Source organism: Sphingopyxis sp. 10G20-10, from assembly GCF_057365075.1.
Window position 1 is genome coordinate 1,292,854 of sequence record NZ_CP195117.1, and the last position, 15,992, is coordinate 1,308,845.

At 58.0% G+C, this 15,992-nt stretch carries 15 protein-coding genes and 1 tRNA gene; 10 read left to right on the forward strand and 6 right to left on the reverse strand.

Annotation, left to right across the window (positions count from 1 at the left end; translation table 11 throughout):
- Positions 1 to 46 precede the first annotated feature (46 nt).
- The 5 genes from ACR3XE_RS06285 to uvrB form a co-directional block, all read right to left on the reverse strand.
- Positions 47 to 1,555, reverse strand: a complete 1,509-nt coding sequence (locus ACR3XE_RS06285) for a S10 family peptidase (protein WP_473698465.1) — start codon at positions 1,553 to 1,555, stop codon at positions 47 to 49.
- 101 nt (positions 1,556 to 1,656) lie between these two features.
- Positions 1,657 to 1,935 carry an addiction module antidote protein gene (locus ACR3XE_RS06290; protein WP_486185987.1) on the reverse strand — a complete coding sequence of 93 codons (279 nt, stop codon included), beginning with the start codon at positions 1,933 to 1,935 and terminating at the stop codon, positions 1,657 to 1,659.
- Positions 1,857 to 2,078, reverse strand: coding sequence for a type II toxin-antitoxin system HicB family antitoxin (locus ACR3XE_RS06295; RefSeq protein ID WP_473700351.1), 222 nt, complete (start codon positions 2,076 to 2,078; stop codon positions 1,857 to 1,859). The genes ACR3XE_RS06290 and ACR3XE_RS06295 overlap by 79 nt, the downstream gene beginning before the upstream one ends.
- A complete protein-coding gene (locus ACR3XE_RS06300) occupies positions 2,078 to 2,332 on the reverse strand; it encodes a type II toxin-antitoxin system HicA family toxin (protein WP_486185988.1) in 255 nt (84 codons plus the stop codon). The genes ACR3XE_RS06295 and ACR3XE_RS06300 overlap by 1 nt, the downstream gene beginning before the upstream one ends.
- 109 nt (positions 2,333 to 2,441) lie before the next feature.
- Positions 2,442 to 4,628: an excinuclease ABC subunit UvrB gene (gene uvrB / locus ACR3XE_RS06305; RefSeq protein ID WP_486185989.1), complete on the reverse strand. Its 2,187-nt coding sequence runs from the start codon at positions 4,626 to 4,628 to the stop codon at positions 2,442 to 2,444.
- A gap of 58 nt (positions 4,629 to 4,686) precedes the next feature.
- Between uvrB and ACR3XE_RS06310 the strand changes: the two genes are divergently transcribed.
- The 9 genes from ACR3XE_RS06310 (at position 4,687) to ACR3XE_RS06350 (ending at position 12,571) form a co-directional block, all read left to right on the forward strand.
- Complete coding sequence (locus ACR3XE_RS06310) at positions 4,687 to 5,286, forward strand: DUF3617 domain-containing protein (protein WP_473698462.1); 600 nt, start codon at positions 4,687 to 4,689, stop codon at positions 5,284 to 5,286.
- Positions 5,287 to 5,807: 521 nt separating this feature from the next.
- Positions 5,808 to 7,535, forward strand: a complete 1,728-nt coding sequence (locus ACR3XE_RS06315; RefSeq protein ID WP_473698461.1) for a tetratricopeptide repeat protein — start codon at positions 5,808 to 5,810, stop codon at positions 7,533 to 7,535.
- A gap of 161 nt (positions 7,536 to 7,696) precedes the next feature.
- Positions 7,697 to 7,933 (forward strand): acyl carrier protein, encoded by a 237-nt coding sequence (locus ACR3XE_RS06320; RefSeq protein WP_473698460.1) that lies wholly within the window; start codon positions 7,697 to 7,699, stop codon positions 7,931 to 7,933.
- Positions 7,934 to 8,104: 171 nt separating this feature from the next.
- Positions 8,105 to 9,364, forward strand: a complete 1,260-nt coding sequence (gene fabF, locus ACR3XE_RS06325) for a beta-ketoacyl-ACP synthase II (RefSeq protein WP_473700350.1) — start codon at positions 8,105 to 8,107, stop codon at positions 9,362 to 9,364.
- A 109-nt stretch (positions 9,365 to 9,473) separates the two neighbouring features.
- Complete coding sequence (gene mltG / locus ACR3XE_RS06330; RefSeq protein ID WP_473698459.1) at positions 9,474 to 10,409, forward strand: endolytic transglycosylase MltG; 936 nt, start codon at positions 9,474 to 9,476, stop codon at positions 10,407 to 10,409.
- Entirely contained in the window at positions 10,406 to 11,158 is a 753-nt protein-coding gene (locus ACR3XE_RS06335) for an alpha/beta fold hydrolase (protein ID WP_473698458.1), read from the forward strand. The genes mltG and ACR3XE_RS06335 overlap by 4 nt, the downstream gene beginning before the upstream one ends.
- Positions 11,159 to 11,306: 148 nt before the next feature.
- The gene (locus ACR3XE_RS06340) at positions 11,307 to 11,867 is read left to right on the forward strand and encodes a peroxiredoxin (RefSeq protein WP_473698457.1); all 561 of its coding nucleotides are present in this window, start codon (positions 11,307 to 11,309) and stop codon (positions 11,865 to 11,867) included.
- Positions 11,819 to 12,412: a 2'-5' RNA ligase family protein gene (locus tag ACR3XE_RS06345; RefSeq protein WP_473698456.1), complete on the forward strand. Its 594-nt coding sequence runs from the start codon at positions 11,819 to 11,821 to the stop codon at positions 12,410 to 12,412. The genes ACR3XE_RS06340 and ACR3XE_RS06345 overlap by 49 nt, the downstream gene beginning before the upstream one ends.
- An 82-nt stretch (positions 12,413 to 12,494) precedes the next feature.
- A tRNA-Met gene (locus tag ACR3XE_RS06350) sits at positions 12,495 to 12,571 on the forward strand.
- Between the two features lie 79 nt (positions 12,572 to 12,650).
- Here the strand turns inward: ACR3XE_RS06350 and ACR3XE_RS06355 are convergent.
- Positions 12,651 to 13,952: an APC family permease gene (locus ACR3XE_RS06355; RefSeq protein WP_473698455.1), complete on the reverse strand. Its 1,302-nt coding sequence runs from the start codon at positions 13,950 to 13,952 to the stop codon at positions 12,651 to 12,653.
- 537 nt (positions 13,953 to 14,489) lie between these two features.
- On the opposite strand from ACR3XE_RS06355, the gene guaB reads away from it, so the two are divergent.
- Entirely contained in the window at positions 14,490 to 15,947 is a 1,458-nt protein-coding gene (gene guaB / locus ACR3XE_RS06360) for an IMP dehydrogenase (protein ID WP_473698454.1), read from the forward strand.
- The last annotated feature ends 45 nt before the right edge of the window (positions 15,948 to 15,992 follow it).

Consider the following 15,992-nt stretch of genomic DNA (forward strand, 5'->3'; position numbering starts at 1 on the left):
GTGAGCTGGGGAAGCTAAGCCCGTCCCCGGCTGCTTCGTTCCGACCTTATCGAGCGCGAATAAATGCGCGGATATCCTGCGACAATTTGTGACGATCTTCGTCGTGAATATACATCATGTGGCCCGCCTGATAATAATGATATTGGATGCGGTCCTGCGGGATGCCGGTGCGTGACAGCGAATATTCTGCGGCGAAAAAGGGCGTCGCAAAGTCATAATATCCCTGTGCAACCATCACGCGCAGACCCGAATTTTCGCGCAAAGCCTGCCCAATATAGGGGGCGACGTTCAAATAGGCGTTGGTATCGCGTCCGCCGATGCGCCAGTCCCATTGGCTGCCAATGTTGCTGATCGATTGATATTCGCGGTCGGTTTTGAACCCCAATGTATCGCGTTCCCAGCTGTTGACGGCGGCGGTATAGGCGGCGTCGATGCCATAGAAACTGGGATCATTGTCGGGGCTTTCGCCCGCATTGTCATAATCTTTGCCCGTATAGCGTGAATCGAGCCGTCCGATCGTCAGCCCCTGATCGCGCAACAATTGCTTGTAAAAACGGTCGGGCGACACACGCAGATCGGCGCTTTCCAGATAGTCTTCGCTCAGCCCGGTAAAGCGCGCCAGTTCGCGCCGGATATTGGCGCGCTCCTCGCCTTGCAGCTTTTGCCCTTTCAGCAGCGCCGACGCATAGGGGCCAATCGCCCACTTGCGCGCCTCTTCGGCAATTTCTTCGGCTGACGACGCGGTGGCCTTGTGATGGTAATAGGCGGTCGTGGCCATCGATGGCAGGTTGGTGATATAGGACAGTTCATTGCCCGGCGTGTCCGACCCGGCGGCAAAATCAAGCACCGTCGACACCAATATGATGCCGTTTAGTCCGACATCATTATAGGTCACATTCATCAACTGGTTGGCAACCGCGGCCGACCGCGTGGTGCCATAGCTTTCACCACCCAGAAATTTGGGGCTGTTCCAGCGACCATTATCGTTGAGCCAGCGTCGGATCACCGTCGCCACGGCTTTGGCGTCCTGCGTAACACCATAATAATCCTTGGGATCGGCCTTGCCGATCAGGTGTGAAAATCCGGTGCCCGGCGGGTCGATAAAAACGATGTCGGTGGCATCAAGCAGCGCATCGGGATTGTCGACCAATGGATAGGGCGGCGCACCATCGTCGGTGCCGTTACCCGGAATGGCGACGCGCTTTGGCCCGAACGCCCCCATCATCAACCAGACGGTGCCAGACCCGGGGCCGCCGTTGAACAAAAAGGTGACGGGGCGATTCTTGTCGCGCGGTTCTTTGATATAGGCGGTGGTGACGATGGCGGCTTCGGGCACATCCTCTTTATTCTTGAGGATGGTTTCGCCAATTGTCGCCGAATAGTCGATACGCTGGCCGCCGAATGTGCCGGACATTTTCGTCGTATGGACTTGCGGTTGATAATCGGCGGCCTTTTCATCCGATGCCGTGGCTTCGGTGGTCGGTGCCTCTTTCGCATACAGCGTTATGGGCATGGCGGACGCAAGCGCCAGCGCGGCAATGGCCAGTTTTTTCATTGAATTTGTCTCCCCGATTTGGCGCGGACCCTAAGCAGGGAGGCACGAGGGGGCAAGGGCGTCCGTCGCCAGGATCAGACCATTTGTCGAAGCGCGCCGCGTCAGGCGGCTTTGGGTTGCACCGTCAATCGTAATCCGAGTGCATCAAGCACGGCAGTCAACGTTTCGAGGGTCGGATTGCCATTCTCAGACAGGGCGGCATAGAGCGCCTGTCGTCCCAATCCAGCCGTCCGCGCGATGTCGCTCATGCCCTTGGAACGCGCAATGTCACTAATCGTCCGCGCACTTTCTTGCGCTTGGTTCAGGCCGCTGCGTAAATCGCCGGACGATAGCGTGGAGGTGGTATAGGCAGGCCATTTTCTGCCGCCGTCTCCAGCCAAAGTTCGATAGCAATTTCAGCTTCGGCAATCGCTTCTGACGGTGTGTCTCCATGCGCGGAACAAGGCTTTAGATCGGGCACGTCGGCAATCCAGCAACCATCGTCAGGATACCAGAAAACATTGATGTGATAGCGGTGTTGCATCATTGATCCAAAGTTAAACCATACTCCTCGACCATATCAAGAAATTCGCGAACTTGGTAGCGCTTTGCGTCCTTGCCCTTCGGCTGCACGACCAGCAGTTTCGGGCATTTCGCGTGAACGAAACTTTGGTGGCTGCCCTTGGTTCGGGAATGAACAAAGCCAATGGCTGCGATCAAAGCCAGAAAATCGCGAAACGCCACATCGCGATTCGAATTTTCCAGCAACAGAGCAAATAACTTTGAGGGTTTGACCATGTTCCGCTTCCTTTTGCTGGTGACGTGTTATCGCCACCACAAGAGGGTTGTTACCGCCGTCAGGATCGACTTTCCATTCAACAGATTACGTGACTTGCTTTGTTGAACATCACCGCCCCCACTTGGTCTTGCTCTGCTTGCCGAACCGCCCTTTGCGTGTCCCCGGCTTCCCCTCGTTAGAGCGCCCGACTCTGGGCGCGACCTGTTGGTCGGCGGGCAATCCCAGTTCGTCGGCCTCCAGCTTGCGGATTTCGTCGCGCAGGCGACCGGCTTCTTCGAACTCCAGGTCGGCGGCGGCGTCGCGCATCTTTTTTTCCAGGTCCTGAATGTAAGCGCGCAGATTGTGGCCGACCATATGTTTGGGTTTGTCGTCGCCCAGGTCGACCGTGACGCTGTCTTTGGACGCGACATGCGCGATGATGTCGCCGATGTTGCGTTTGATTGTCGTCGGCGTGATGCCATGTTCGACGTTATAGGCTTCCTGCTTTTCGCGGCGGCGGTCGGTTTCTCGCAGTGCGCGCTCCATGCTGCCGGTGATGCGGTCGGCATAGAGGATGACGCGGCCATCGACGTTGCGCGCGGCGCGACCGATGGTCTGGACGAGGCTGGTTTCGCTGCGCAAAAATCCTTCCTTGTCGGCATCGAGGATCGCAACCAGCCCGCATTCGGGAATGTCGAGCCCTTCGCGCAGCAGGTTGATGCCGACCAGCACGTCGAACACGCCCAGCCGCAGGTCGCGGATGATCTCGATCCGCTCCAGTGTCTCGACATCGCTGTGCATATAGCGGACTTTCAACCCCGCCTCGTGGAGGAATTCGGTCAGATCCTCGGCCATGCGCTTGGTCAGCGTGGTGACAAGGGTGCGATAGCCCGCGGCGGCGGTGATTTTGGCTTCGTTGATCAGGTCGTTGACCTGTTCTTCGACCGGTTTGATTTCGACCGGCGGATCAATGAGGCCGGTGGGACGGATGATCTGTTCGGCGAACACGCCCTGCGTCCGTTCCATCTCCCATGTTCCCGGGGTCGCCGACACGCTGACCGTTTGTGGTCGCATGACGTCCCATTCGGCAAAGCGCAGCGGGCGGTTGTCGATGCACGACGGCAGGCGAAATCCATATTCGGCGAGGGTAATCTTGCGTCGCAAATCGCCTTTTGACATCGCGCCGATCTGCGGCACCGTCTGATGGCTTTCGTCGACGAACAACAGGGCATTGTCGGGCAGATATTCGAACAGGGTCGGCGGCGGTTCGCCGGGCAGGCGGCCGGTGAGGAATCGGCTGTAATTTTCGATTCCCGCGCAGCTTCCGGTGGCGGCGATCATCTCAAGGTCGAAATGGGTGCGTTGCTCGAGCCGCTGATGTTCGAGCAGCTTACCCTCGGCCTCCAGCTCTTTCAGCCGCTCGCCCAGCTCATGTTTGATCGCTTCGGTCGCTTGCTTCAGCGTTGGCCCCGGCGTCACATAGTGCGAATTGGCGTAAATACGGATGCTGTTGAGGTTGGCAATTTTCTTGCCGGTCAGCGGATCAAATTCGGTGATTTCCTCTATCTCGTCGCCAAAGAAACTGACGCGCCACGCCATATCTTCATAGTGAGAGGGGAAGATTTCCAGACTGTCCCCGCGCACGCGAAAATTGCCGCGCGCGAACGCTTGATCATTGCGCTTATATTGGAGCGCAACAAGCTTGCGGATAATCTCACGATTGTCGGCGACCTGTCCTTTTTTGAGGTCGAAAATCATCGCCGAATAGGTTTCGACCGACCCGATGCCATAAAGACAGGAAACCGATGCGACGATAATCACATCGTCACGTTCGAGCAGGGCGCGGGTCGCCGAATGGCGCATCCGGTCGATCGCTTCGTTTACGCTCGACTCTTTCTCGATATAGGTGTCGCTGCGCGGAACATAGGCTTCGGGCTGGTAATAATCATAATAGCTGACGAAATATTCGACCGCATTGTTCGGAAAAAAACTTTTGAACTCGCCATATAATTGGGCGGCGAGAATCTTGTTGGGGGCGAGGATGAGGGCGGGGCGTTGCAGCGCGTCGATCATCTTGGCCATGGTGAAAGTCTTGCCCGATCCGGTGACGCCCAGCAGCACCTGATCGCGTTCCCCTGCCAGCGCGGAATCGACCAGTTCGCGAATTGCGGTCGGCTGGTCGCCAGCGGGTTCATACTCGCTCACCAACTCGAACCTTTTCCCGCCCTCAACCTTATCTGGTCGGTCGGGACGGTGCGGGATATATTCGCCGCTGGTGTCGATTTCGTCGAGCGAAGTGCGAATCTGAATTGCCATCAGAGGCAATATGGGCAGGATGGGGCCGGTTCACAATCACAACCCACAGGGGATAGACATGAAAAAGATGCTTTTGCTCGCAGCGGCCAGCAGCCTGATGCTCGCTGGTTGCGGCGACAAGACCAAGGATGCGGCTGGCAAAGAGGCAAGTGCACTCGCGGGCGCAACGGCCGCTGCTAACGGCCCGCCGGAAAAACGCCAGCCGGGCAGTTGGTCGCAGAAAATCGATATCGTCAAATTGGAGGGCAGCGACGTCAAACCCGGCGACAAGGAACAGATGCAACAGATGTTCTCTATGCTCAGCGGCATGACCGTGTGCCTGACCCCCGAAGCGGCGGCGAAGGAAGATATGGAAAAGAAGCTGTCCGATATGGGTACGCGCGGCGAGAACTGCACCTTTGATAAACAGGCGGTCAATGGCAACAAGATCGACTTTGCAGCGACCTGCAAGGGCAAGGACGGCAAGGTGATGAACATGACCGCAACCGGGACCAGCGGAGCCACATCACAGGATATCACCATGTCGATTGCGGCGAAAAAGACCGATGGCAGCCCCGAAGGCGAAATGGTCATGCGTATCCAGAGCGAGCGCAAGGGCGAATGCGGACCCAAGGACATCACGCCGCCATCGGACGCCGGAGCTCCCGCTAAATCCTGATGGACTAGCGTTTATCGTGCGCGCCATGGTTTTTGCCGAGCCATGGCGTGTTTGGGTGTGCTGGGGGGATGGACTTGCCAGACGGGGTAATGGTGGGGGTATTCCCCCGTCTGGCAAAGTCGCAAATCTTAAGGCCGATACGTGCATCAGTCGGGCTAGGGACCAGCTTTGCCCCGTCGAATCATCGGCCTGTATTCCGGCTTGAGCACAAGGCCCAATCCACTCCGATCCACTCCATAAGATGTCATGATGCGTCTCGGTGACCAATATGTGGCACAGAATGTCCGTCAGTATGAGTTACATCAGGTCACGTCACGGGTTGTAGCGTTCTGATAACGCAAAATTAACTTCGTTTCCTATCCATTTTGATAATGGTTTGGGTGAAGAATCTCGTTGAAACCCTGTTTGGATGGTGATGTTGCCGCGACAATCGAGTAGCATGTTTTGTCTCGCGTTCGACCTGACAAATCCACCTTGCCGCGTGTCAGCCGTATGTCATAGGAATGGATTGCCCAAGTTAAATGGCTGAGCAGGAAATCAACAACAGCGACCGGATTGTCGCCGAGGAGCGAGATCGCCTCCTCGCGTCGCCTCAATTCCAACGTTCGCCGGTATTGTCTCGTTTGCTGAAATTCCTCATCGACCATCGGCTTCGGGGTGGAAGGGCCTCACCGAAAGCCTATGCGGTCGCGACCGAAGCCCTGGGGCGCGACGCCGATTTCGATCCCGCCGTGGACAGCTACCCACGCGTTATGGTGGGCCGCCTGCGCAATTTGCTCGACCGATATTATGCCGAAACCGATGGTCTGCATCGCTTGCGCATTCCACATGGCAGCTATGAAATTCTCATTCAGCGCCGCGACGAGCAGCCGGTCGCCGTGGTCGCTGAACAGCAGGCCGCACCCGGTCAGGACAGCGACGCCAGTACTGACCATCATGACGCCAAGCTATTTGGGCGAAATCGTCTGGCGGGGGGCAAGGCGTTGCTCATCACCTTGCTCGTTTTCGCTTTGGCAGGAAGCGTAGGATGGTGGCTCAATCAATCGCCCGAATCACCGATAGGCAGGGCGTTGGTGCCCGCGCCTTTGGTCGAAATTGCACCGCCCGTCGCTGGCGATTCGGACATAAGTCAGGCTTTGTCACGCGGACTTGAGGCAAAACTGCGCGATGGTTTGCGCCGCTTCGAGGCGATCCAGTTACACAGTGCGCGCGGAGCCAATGCGAAGGCGACTAAGCGCCAACCCGATTATCGACTCGATTCCACTATCGTGCGGACGATTGACGGGCCGATTGATGTAACGCTGGTTCTCAACCGGACGGATGATGAGCGGACAATCTGGTCGCAACAGATTCGGGTCACGGAACCAGAAGTGCCCGAATTTATCGCATTTGAGCCCGCCATATCAAAAATCGCGGGAGACTATGGGGTCATTGTTCAGGACCAATTGGAACGGGAACCACAGAATTATTCCGTGGGATACCCCTGTTTCGCGCAATATAATCGGGTTCGGCAAATGCGCACGGCAACGAACAGCAAGCCGGTCGCCAAATGCCTGCGCGCTTCGTTGAAACGGGATCCGACCAACCCGCAATTGCTCAGCGCACTGTCCCTGCTTCGCTTTAGTGAGTGGCAGCCGCTTCGGGATGATCTCGCTGGCAAGACAGCCTTTCTCGAGGCGGAGGATTTGGCGAAACGCGCCAGTGATGCAGGGCCTAATACGTCGGCCGGACTGTTCTCTCTGGCACGGGCGAATTTTTACAAAGGCAATTGCGAGCGAGGAATTTCGATTGGCGAAGCGGCGATTGAGCGCAACCCGTTTGATGCCGATATGATCGGATATTTTGGCTTATTTGATATGGCGTGCGGCGATATGGTGAATGGCGAGAAACTGCTGCGTAGGTCGCTTTGGCTGGATGATTCCCATGCCGGCGTGCCAGCAGTGACTTTGGCCTTCATCCTGTCCCAACGAGGTGAGAATGACGAAGGTCTTGCCGTGCTCAACCGTATGCCGTCGCCGAGTAATATGGAGCCTCAATATCTGATGGTACGGGCCATTATTTATGCACGCAACGGCAAAATGGTGGAGGCGCGTCAGCTTTGGAAGAAACTGCTTCTTTATACAAAACAACCGTCCGACGCTGCGCCCGAAACCGTGCTGCAGAAATTCATAATTACACCCAAGGTGATCAAACGCGCAGCAGAGGCGGTGCGTGAAACGGGCCTGTCAACAACACGGCCGCCATCTTGACATCGCGGTTGCCTGCAAACAGGGTCGGCTCAGTCGGACCTGGGGCACCGAAACAAAACAACATGTGGCTTTCGCATACCCGCGAACGCCCCCTTGTCAGTTTCGTCGCCGCACACTAGGGCAACACCAACATTAAGGCTTAGTCAGAAAAGGAACTGCGCATGAGCGATTCGGCCGAAAAGGTAAAAAAGATTGTCGTCGAACATCTGGGCGTCGAAGCCGACAAGGTCACCGAAGAAGCGAGCTTCATCGATGACCTGGGCGCAGACAGCCTGGACATTGTCGAACTGGTGATGGCGTTCGAAGAAGAATTTGGCGTCGAAATTCCTGATGACGCGGCCGAAAAGATCGGCACCGTCAAGGATGCGATCGACTATATCGAAGCGAACAAGGGCTAAGGCCGTTCGGTCCGGCACCGCCGGACGGGGCAGTTTATTGCGCTGCCCCTAGCTTTTCCGGCTTCCCGGTCCAGCCCGCTTGCGCGCTGTGACCGGGAAGCCTTTTTCTTGGGTTGTTGCGAGCCTATATGGCAGAACCCGACAGTCGGGTGATGGACGAGAGGAATGTATATGCGCCGCGTTGTGGTGACAGGTTTGGGTTTGGTGACGCCGCTGGGCGCCGATGTGGAAACCTGTTGGACCAACATCCTCGCCGGAAAATCGGGCGCTGGCCAGATTACCCATTTCGATGCGTCGGACCAGAAATGCACGATCGCCTGTGAGGTCAAAGGCCCGGACCATGAATATGGTTTCGACCCCGCCAAACGCGTCGATCATAAGGTGCAACGCCAGGTCGATCCTTTCATCATCTTTGGCATTGATGCGGCGGGGCAGGCGATCGAGGACGCTGGACTAGAGGATATGTCCGACGCGATGAAATTGCGCGCTGGTTGCTCGATCGGATCGGGCATAGGCGGCCTGCCAGGCATCGAAAGCGAAAGTCTGTTGCTCGCCGAAAAGGGGCCGGGCCGCGTTAGCCCGCATTTCGTCCATGGCCGCCTGATCAATCTGATCTCGGGTCAGGTCAGCATTAAATATGGCTTGCAAGGCCCCAACCATGCCGTCGTTACGGCTTGCTCGACCGGTGCCCATTCGATTGGCGATGCGGCGCGGATGATCCGCGACGATGATGCCGATATCATGCTGGCGGGCGGGGCAGAGGCCACCATCTGCCCCATCGGCATTGCCGGTTTTGCCCAAGCGCGCGCCCTCAACATGAGCAGCAACGACGCCCCCGAAAAGGCCAGCCGTCCTTATGACAAGGATCGCGACGGTTTTGTGATGGGTGAGGGCGCAGGCGTCGTCGTGCTCGAAGAATATGAACATGCCAAGGCGCGCGGTGCCAAAATTTATGCCGAAGTCGTCGGCTATGGCCTGTCGGGTGATGCCCATCACGTCACCGCGCCGCATCCAGACGGGTCTGGCGCGTTTCGGTCGATGGAAATGGCGCTCAAAAAAGCGGGCATGACCGTCTCCGACATCGATTATGTCAACGCCCACGGCACCTCGACCATGGCCGACACCATCGAACTGGGCGCAGTGAAGCGGCTGTTCGGCGATGCCATTGGCGGCATGTCGATGAGCTCGACCAAATCGGCCATCGGCCATTTGCTAGGCGGAGCGGGAGCGGTCGAGACGATTTTCTGCATCCTTTCCATCCGCGACCAGGTTGTGCCGCCGACGCTCAACCTCGACAATCCGGACGAAGGGACCGAAGGCGTCGACCTCGTCCCGCACACCGCCCGCAAGCGGCAGGTGCGTGCGGCGCTGAACAACAGCTTCGGCTTTGGCGGCACCAACGCAAGTTTGATTGTGAAGGCGGTGGATTGACCATCTTCGTCACCCTGAACTTGTTTCGGGGTCCACGGCCACAGCGAGCGACATCAGGCCATGGATGCTGAAACAAGTTCGGCATGACAAATGAAGTGAGGTTATAATTTTGGCTCGCATCTTTTTAACCGCCTTCCTCGCCCTTCTCCTCGCGGCCTGCTCGGGCGGTGCGCCGCGCGATACGGTCGTCGTCATCCCGTCGGGGTCCAGCATCGCCAAGGCGGGCGAAATTTTGGCAGAGGCGGATGCCGTTTCGTCTGCGTCAGCCTTTGTGAATCAGGCGCGTTTTTTTGGCTCCGATGCACCGATCAAGCCCGGCGAGTATAAGATAACCGCCGGCATGGACACCGGCGACGTGCTCAAACTGTTGCAATCGGGCAAGACGATCCAGCGCTTTGTCACCATCCCCGAAGGTATGCCGTCGATCATGGTCTGGGACCGGCTGATGGCCGAAAAACGGCTGACCGGTAAAATCACCGTTCCCGCCGAAGGCAGTATTTTGCCCGATACCTATGCCTTCACCACTGGCGACAGCCGCGCCAAGATGATCGCGCGGATGCAGGCGGCGATGGACAAATATTTCGACGCACAATGGAAAAAACGCAACCCGCGCACCGGCGTTAAAGACCGCAATGAGACGCTGGCGCTGGCTTCGATTGTCGAGAAGGAAACTGCGCTACCGTCTGAGCGGAAACGTGTTGCGGGGGTCTATACCAACCGTCTCGCGCTTGGCATGAAATTGCAGGCCGACCCGACGATCATTTATCCGATCACCAAGGGAAAACCGCTCGGTCGCCGCATCAAACGCTCCGAAATTCAGGCGGTCAACGACTATAATACCTACAGCATGATTGGTCTGCCCAAAGGCCCCATCGCCAACCCCGGCCGCGCGTCGATCGCCGCCGTCCTCAACCCCGAAGCCAATGACTATCTCTATTTCGTGGCAAAGGGTGATGGCGGCCACATCTTTTCGCGCAGCCTTGCCGAGCATGATGCCAATGTGCAGAAATGGTATGCATTGAGGCGCGAGCGAGGGGAAATGTGACCACCGCCAAACTCTTCCTGCACGGCGTGCCCGACAGCCCTGCCATCTGGGGGCCGCCCATCGCGGCACTCGCGCTCGGCGATACGCCAGTCGCAGTGCCCGCGCTTCCCGGCTTCACCGGTTCGCTTCCCGCTGGATTTGCCGCAACCAAAGAGGCTTATGCCGACTGGGCAGTTGGCGAAGTACAGGCGCTGTTTGCAGCGCATGGCCCGATCGACATTATCGGTCATGATTGGGGCGCGCTGATTGCCCAGCGCGTGGCAATGCTGCGCCCCGACCTGATCCGCAGCTGGTGCGTATCGAACGCCGTCATCGACCCCGATTATCGCGGTCATCGCATCGCGCGCATCTGGAACACGCCGGTGCTGGGCGAGATTTTCATGGCGTTGAGCAAGCCTGCGGCGCTGGCCAAAGGACTCGTCGAGCAGGGCATGCCCGCCGACATTGCCGCCGAAGAGGCGAGCCAGTGGATCAACAAGGATAAACGCCGCGCCATCCTGCGTCTTTATCGCTCGGCCAATGGGCTGAATTTCAGCCACGACTGGGCAAGGGATGTCAGCAGGCTGCCGTCAAATGGCCTGCTCATCTGGGGAGCGGGCGACCCCTATGTTGACCTGTCGGTTGCGCAGCGTTTTTCCAACAATCATGGCACGCCGCTGCACATCATCGAGGAAGCGGGCCATTGGGCGATTGCCCAGCGTCCCCATGCGGTCGCGGCGGCGCTGCAAAGCTTTTGGGTCAGCCTGTAAAGTTGACCGCAAGGATCCCATGAGGAAGCCCGGCAACGTCTTATTGAAAAAATCGATTAAACTTAGCGATACACTCCGTTGGAGCGATTAAGCCTTTCGCGCGTAGAAGACATGTAACGCAACCAAAGCAAAAAAGGATAATCTCCCAATGATCAACCAACCCGTTCCCGCCGTCACCCTTCACACCCGCGTTCGCGACGAAAATGTCGAAGGTCCGAACCCGTTTCGCTGGCAGGATATCGACACCGGCGCGCATTTCGCCAAGGGCCGCCATGTCCTGTTCGGTCTGCCCGGCGCCTATACCCCGACCTGCTCGAATGAACAGTGCCCCGGTTTTGAACGCCTTTATGAAGATTTCGCCGCCGAGGATGTGACCGACATTCACTGCATCAGCGTCAATGACGCCTTTGTGATGTTCAACTGGGCCAAGCATCTGGGCGTCGACAAGGTCAAGATGCTTCCCGATGGGTCGGGTGCTTTCACCCGTCGTATGGGGATGCTCATCAACAAGGATCACCTCGGCTTCGGGATGCGCAGCTGGCGCTACACCGCGATTGTTGACGACGGTGTCATCGTCCAGATGTTCGTCGAACCCGGCATCAATGATGAGGGCAGCGACAGCGATCCCTATGGCGAATCGACCCCCGAAAAGGCGCTCGAATGGGTGAAGGCCAACCCGTACACGGGCGTTCTGGCCAAGGCGGCCTGACGATCTCCGGGCCGGATTTGTCCCCTCCGTTCCGGCCCGCTGGTGCCGCACCCATCATCGTAGCGGCGATGATGGGTGCGGCTGATCAGCGCCACTTCAACGCTCTGCGAACCGCCCACTATCCGCCCGCCCGCAATCAGGTGGCGGCGCATATCAGCCTGTTCCATCAACTGCCGCCTTCCTGTCTTGCCGAACTCGATCGACTGATCAAAGCGATCGTCGTCGATGCCCCGCCCGCAGCGATGCTCGTCGACCTCATCTCGCTTGGCGGTGGCACCGCCTTTCGCATCCACAGCCCCGATCTGCTTGATATTCGGGCGCGTATAGCCGACTGGTTTGCCGGTTCGCTGTCGGCGCAGGATCAGGGCACCCCGCGCCTCCACATCACCATCCAGAACAAAGTTACCTCCGCCACGGCCAAGGCGCTGCTTGCGGACCTGGCGGCCGATTTCCAGCCGCGCGCCCTCGCCATCACTGGCCTCGCGGCGCATCATTATCGCGGCGGCCCATGGGAACCCGCCTTCGAACGCAAGTTTCGCGGCTGAGGCCAAGATATGGCCGGGGGTTATTGACCGCACCGCGCCGCCTATCTATAGGCGCTGCTCGCCCCACGCGGCGGCCTTTCGGGGCGGAGTAGCTCAGCTGGTTAGAGCACCGGAATCATAATCCGGGTGTCGGGGGTTCAAGTCCCTCCTCCGCTACCAATTTCCCTATAATCCTATGTCGTTGCAAACGACGCGAGCCGTGCTTTCTGAGCATCGCAGATTCTCACGTAAAGCCGGATCAGTCGAGCTCCGGTTCGGGCGTGCGGATCGTTTCGCGCCGTGCCACGAAGTAGAGTGCGAACCCCAGTGCAATCAGGCCGGTCAAAAGTGCAAAGGCGGTCGCTGGTGCCTGGACGATTGTGAATATTGCAAACAGCGCTCCCACCGCGATGACGGGCCACCAGTATAGCGACAGCCGTCCGTCGTGACCGTTATCGGACCGACGCATCAAAACCACGAATGCCGCGATCATCACCAACGTAACGCCTTGCGCTCCCAGCGAGGTGACTGACGCAAGGAATGCAAATGCGCCGCTCGCGAGCATGATACACACGATGGTCGAGAACAAAAGAATCGAACGGTCGGGCGTCTGGAAGCGCGGCGAAATATGAGCAAATGTTTCAGGCAGGAGGCCCCTGTCCGCCATTCCATAAGTGACGCGGGCGCCTGCAATGTAGAAGTTCAGGGAGTTGGTCGCGACGGAAAAAATCGCCGCCAGACTGAGAATAAGTGCTCCATGATCGCCCATTACGGTTTTCGCTGCTGCAGCAAGCGGCGTGGCGTCGCCTTCACTTTGCGGAGCGCCCGCTGCGATGAACGCCCATTGCACGGCCATATAGAATGCGATGATCAGAGCCAATGAGCCAATCATCGTTATTGGCAGATCGCGGCGTGGATTCTTGAGCTCTCCTGCTGAGAAACTCGAACTGTTGGCGCCGGAATAGGCAAAGAACACAAGCAGTGCGACGCTCTCGACAGAACCGAAATCCGGCAGCGTGAATGATGTGGCGATCCCGCCCGAAGCATAGGCCAATATGCACAGTAGGACGATCGGCGAGAGCTTGAGAACGGTGCCCACTACAAGGCCGCCGATACTGTTCTTCATGCCCGAAATGGTGATCCAAGTGAGAACCAGAACGAGAAAGGCAAGCGCGATTCCCTTCATGACCGGATCAGCGAAGATCGGGAAAATAACGGCTAGATAGGACACGAGGACATAGAGTGTCGCGGCACGCCCTGCTGCCATAGCCAGCACCAGGATCCATCCGGCCTGAAAACCGGCGAAAGGTCCGAATGCGACTTGGATCCACAACTGAGGCCCACCTGACGAGCGGAACATACCGGATAACCGAGCGGAGATCAGAATGCCGCAAGCGAACAGCAGACCGAACACCAGAAATAGCCACGGGGCGAATGTCCCGACTTCGGCATGGAGCAGAGCGGGGAGGGCAAAAATCCCTGCTCCGATCATGCCGTTGATGCTCATCAATGCCGCACCATATTTGCCGACGACGCGCGGTGGCCGCTTTGCTTCCTGCATCTACTGTCCCCCCCAGGGAAAAGTGGACACCTTTGCTGGTTTTCTGTCAAAAGTTTTTTGCTGGCGCAGCCGTTGGAATCATAATCCGGGTGTCGGGGGTTCAAGTCCCTCCTCCGCTACCAGAAACCAATGACTTAGCTGCATTATTGAGGTGATTTCTCACGCAATGGAGTGGTTATACGCCTTCATCCAACCTTCTCGCGCAGAGGCTGGTGGCCTTATTGTGGCTGACCTGAGGAAGTCCGCAATCTGGTGGTCGCCCCTCGCTTGCCGTTGATCGCAAACCATGTTCTCATGCTTCCATGGTGGCCGTGATGGGTCTGGTGAAACTCTTTGGTCGGATTGCATTTATTACAGATAGATAGTCCGCTTTCCGCCGCCTAATTGCTGCTATCTGGATATGACGTGCAAACTTTCCTTGCCCTCCCACTGGCGCACGCGGCGCCGACTGGTTACATGGGCCGCCACCAACGAATCGATGTCCGCTGACCCTTCGCCTGTCGAAGGCACGGCTGTCCGCACCAGAAAGTGGCCCAGATGGAAATAAAAACCGGTTTGACCTTTGACGATGTTTTGCTGGTTCCGGGGCCGTCGGATATGCTGCCCAGCGAAGCCAATCTGTCGACGCGGCTGACCAGCGAAATCAACCTTAATATCCCCATCCTGTCTTCGGCCATGGATACGGTGACAGAGGGTGATATGGCGATTTTGATGGCGCAGATCGGCGGCATCGGCGTCCTTCATCGCAATCTGACCATCGACGAACAGGCGGCGGCGGTGCGGCAGGTCAAACGCTTTGAAAGCGGGATGATCGTCAATCCGATTACCATCGGTCCCGATGCCTCGCTAGCCGAGGCCACCGCTTTGATGGCGCAGCACAAGATTTCGGGCATTCCGGTGGTCGAAAATGGCGGCAAACTTGTCGGCATATTGACCCATCGTGATGTGCGCTTTGCCGCCAATCCGCAACAACCCGTGCGCGAGTTGATGACCGCGGACAATCTGGCGACGGTTCGTCCCGGCGTCGGGCAGGAAGAAGCGCGCAAATTGCTCCACCAGCGCCGCATCGAAAAATTGCTGGTCGTTGACGACGCCTATCAATGCGTTGGCCTGATTACCGTCAAAGACATGGAAAAAGCGGTCAATTTCCCCGATGCGACCAAAGACGACACTGGGCGGCTGCGCGTTGCGGCGGCCACCACGTCGGGCGAATCGGGCATCGCCCGCACCGAGGCTTTGTTAGAGGCCGAATGTGACCTGATCGTCGTCGATACCGCGCATGGCCACAGCAAGATGGTCGGCGCGACGGTCGAGCGGATCAAGGCGATGTCGAACCGGGTTCAGGTGCTGGCCGGCAATGTCGCCACCGGCGACGCCACCCGCGCGCTGATCGATGCGGGAGCCGATGGCATCAAAGTCGGTATCGGACCGGGGTCCATCTGCACAACGCGCGTTGTCGCCGGTGTTGGCGTGCCGCAACTTACCGCGATCATGGACAGCGTCGCGGTCGCCGAAAAGCAAAATGTGCCGGTCATCGCCGACGGCGGCCTCCGCACCTCGGGCGATATTGCCAAGGCACTGGCCGCAGGCGCCAGCAGCGTCATGGTCGGATCCTTGCTGGCCGGAACCGCCGAAGCCCCGGGGGAAACCTTCCTCTATCAGGGCCGCACCTATAAAAGCTATCGCGGTATGGGCAGTGTCGGCGCGATGGCGCGCGGCTCGGCCGACCGCTATTTTCAGCAGGACATCAAAGACCATATGAAACTCGTCCCCGAAGGGATTGAGGGGCAGGTGCCGTTCAAAGGTGCCGCCAAGGACGTCATTCATCAGCTTGTCGGCGGCGTAAAAGCGGCGATGGGCTACACAGGTTCGCGCACTCTTGCCGATTTTCGCGAACGCGCCACATTTGTGCGGATCACCAATGCGGGCCTTAGCGAAAGCCATGTCCATGACGTTGCCATCACCCGCGAGGCCCCCAATTACCCGACACGCTGATATCGAAAAGATGCAGCGATTTGCGGCCATCATAAGCCCCTCCTC

Excerpts from the sequence above, each read along its gene's own strand:
- ACR3XE_RS06320 (WP_473698460.1), top strand. The coding sequence starts at position 7,697 with ATGAGCGATTCGGCCGAAAAGGTAAAAAAGATTGTCGTCGAACATCTG.
- ACR3XE_RS06310 (WP_473698462.1), top strand. The coding sequence starts at position 4,687 with ATGAAAAAGATGCTTTTGCTCGCAGCGGCCAGCAGCCTGATGCTCGCT.
- fabF (WP_473700350.1), top strand. The coding sequence starts at position 8,105 with ATGCGCCGCGTTGTGGTGACAGGTTTGGGTTTGGTGACGCCGCTGGGC.
- guaB (WP_473698454.1), top strand. The coding sequence starts at position 14,490 with ATGGAAATAAAAACCGGTTTGACCTTTGACGATGTTTTGCTGGTTCCG.
- ACR3XE_RS06340 (WP_473698457.1), top strand. The coding sequence starts at position 11,307 with ATGATCAACCAACCCGTTCCCGCCGTCACCCTTCACACCCGCGTTCGC.
- ACR3XE_RS06345 (WP_473698456.1), top strand. The coding sequence starts at position 11,819 with ATGGGTGAAGGCCAACCCGTACACGGGCGTTCTGGCCAAGGCGGCCTG.
- ACR3XE_RS06300 (WP_486185988.1), bottom strand. The coding sequence starts at position 2,332 with ATGGTCAAACCCTCAAAGTTATTTGCTCTGTTGCTGGAAAATTCGAAT.
- uvrB (WP_486185989.1), bottom strand. The coding sequence starts at position 4,628 with ATGGCAATTCAGATTCGCACTTCGCTCGACGAAATCGACACCAGCGGC.
- ACR3XE_RS06355 (WP_473698455.1), bottom strand. The coding sequence starts at position 13,952 with ATGCAGGAAGCAAAGCGGCCACCGCGCGTCGTCGGCAAATATGGTGCG.
- ACR3XE_RS06315 (WP_473698461.1), top strand. The coding sequence starts at position 5,808 with ATGGCTGAGCAGGAAATCAACAACAGCGACCGGATTGTCGCCGAGGAG.
- ACR3XE_RS06285 (WP_473698465.1), bottom strand. The coding sequence starts at position 1,555 with ATGAAAAAACTGGCCATTGCCGCGCTGGCGCTTGCGTCCGCCATGCCC.
- ACR3XE_RS06295 (WP_473700351.1), bottom strand. The coding sequence starts at position 2,078 with ATGCAACACCGCTATCACATCAATGTTTTCTGGTATCCTGACGATGGT.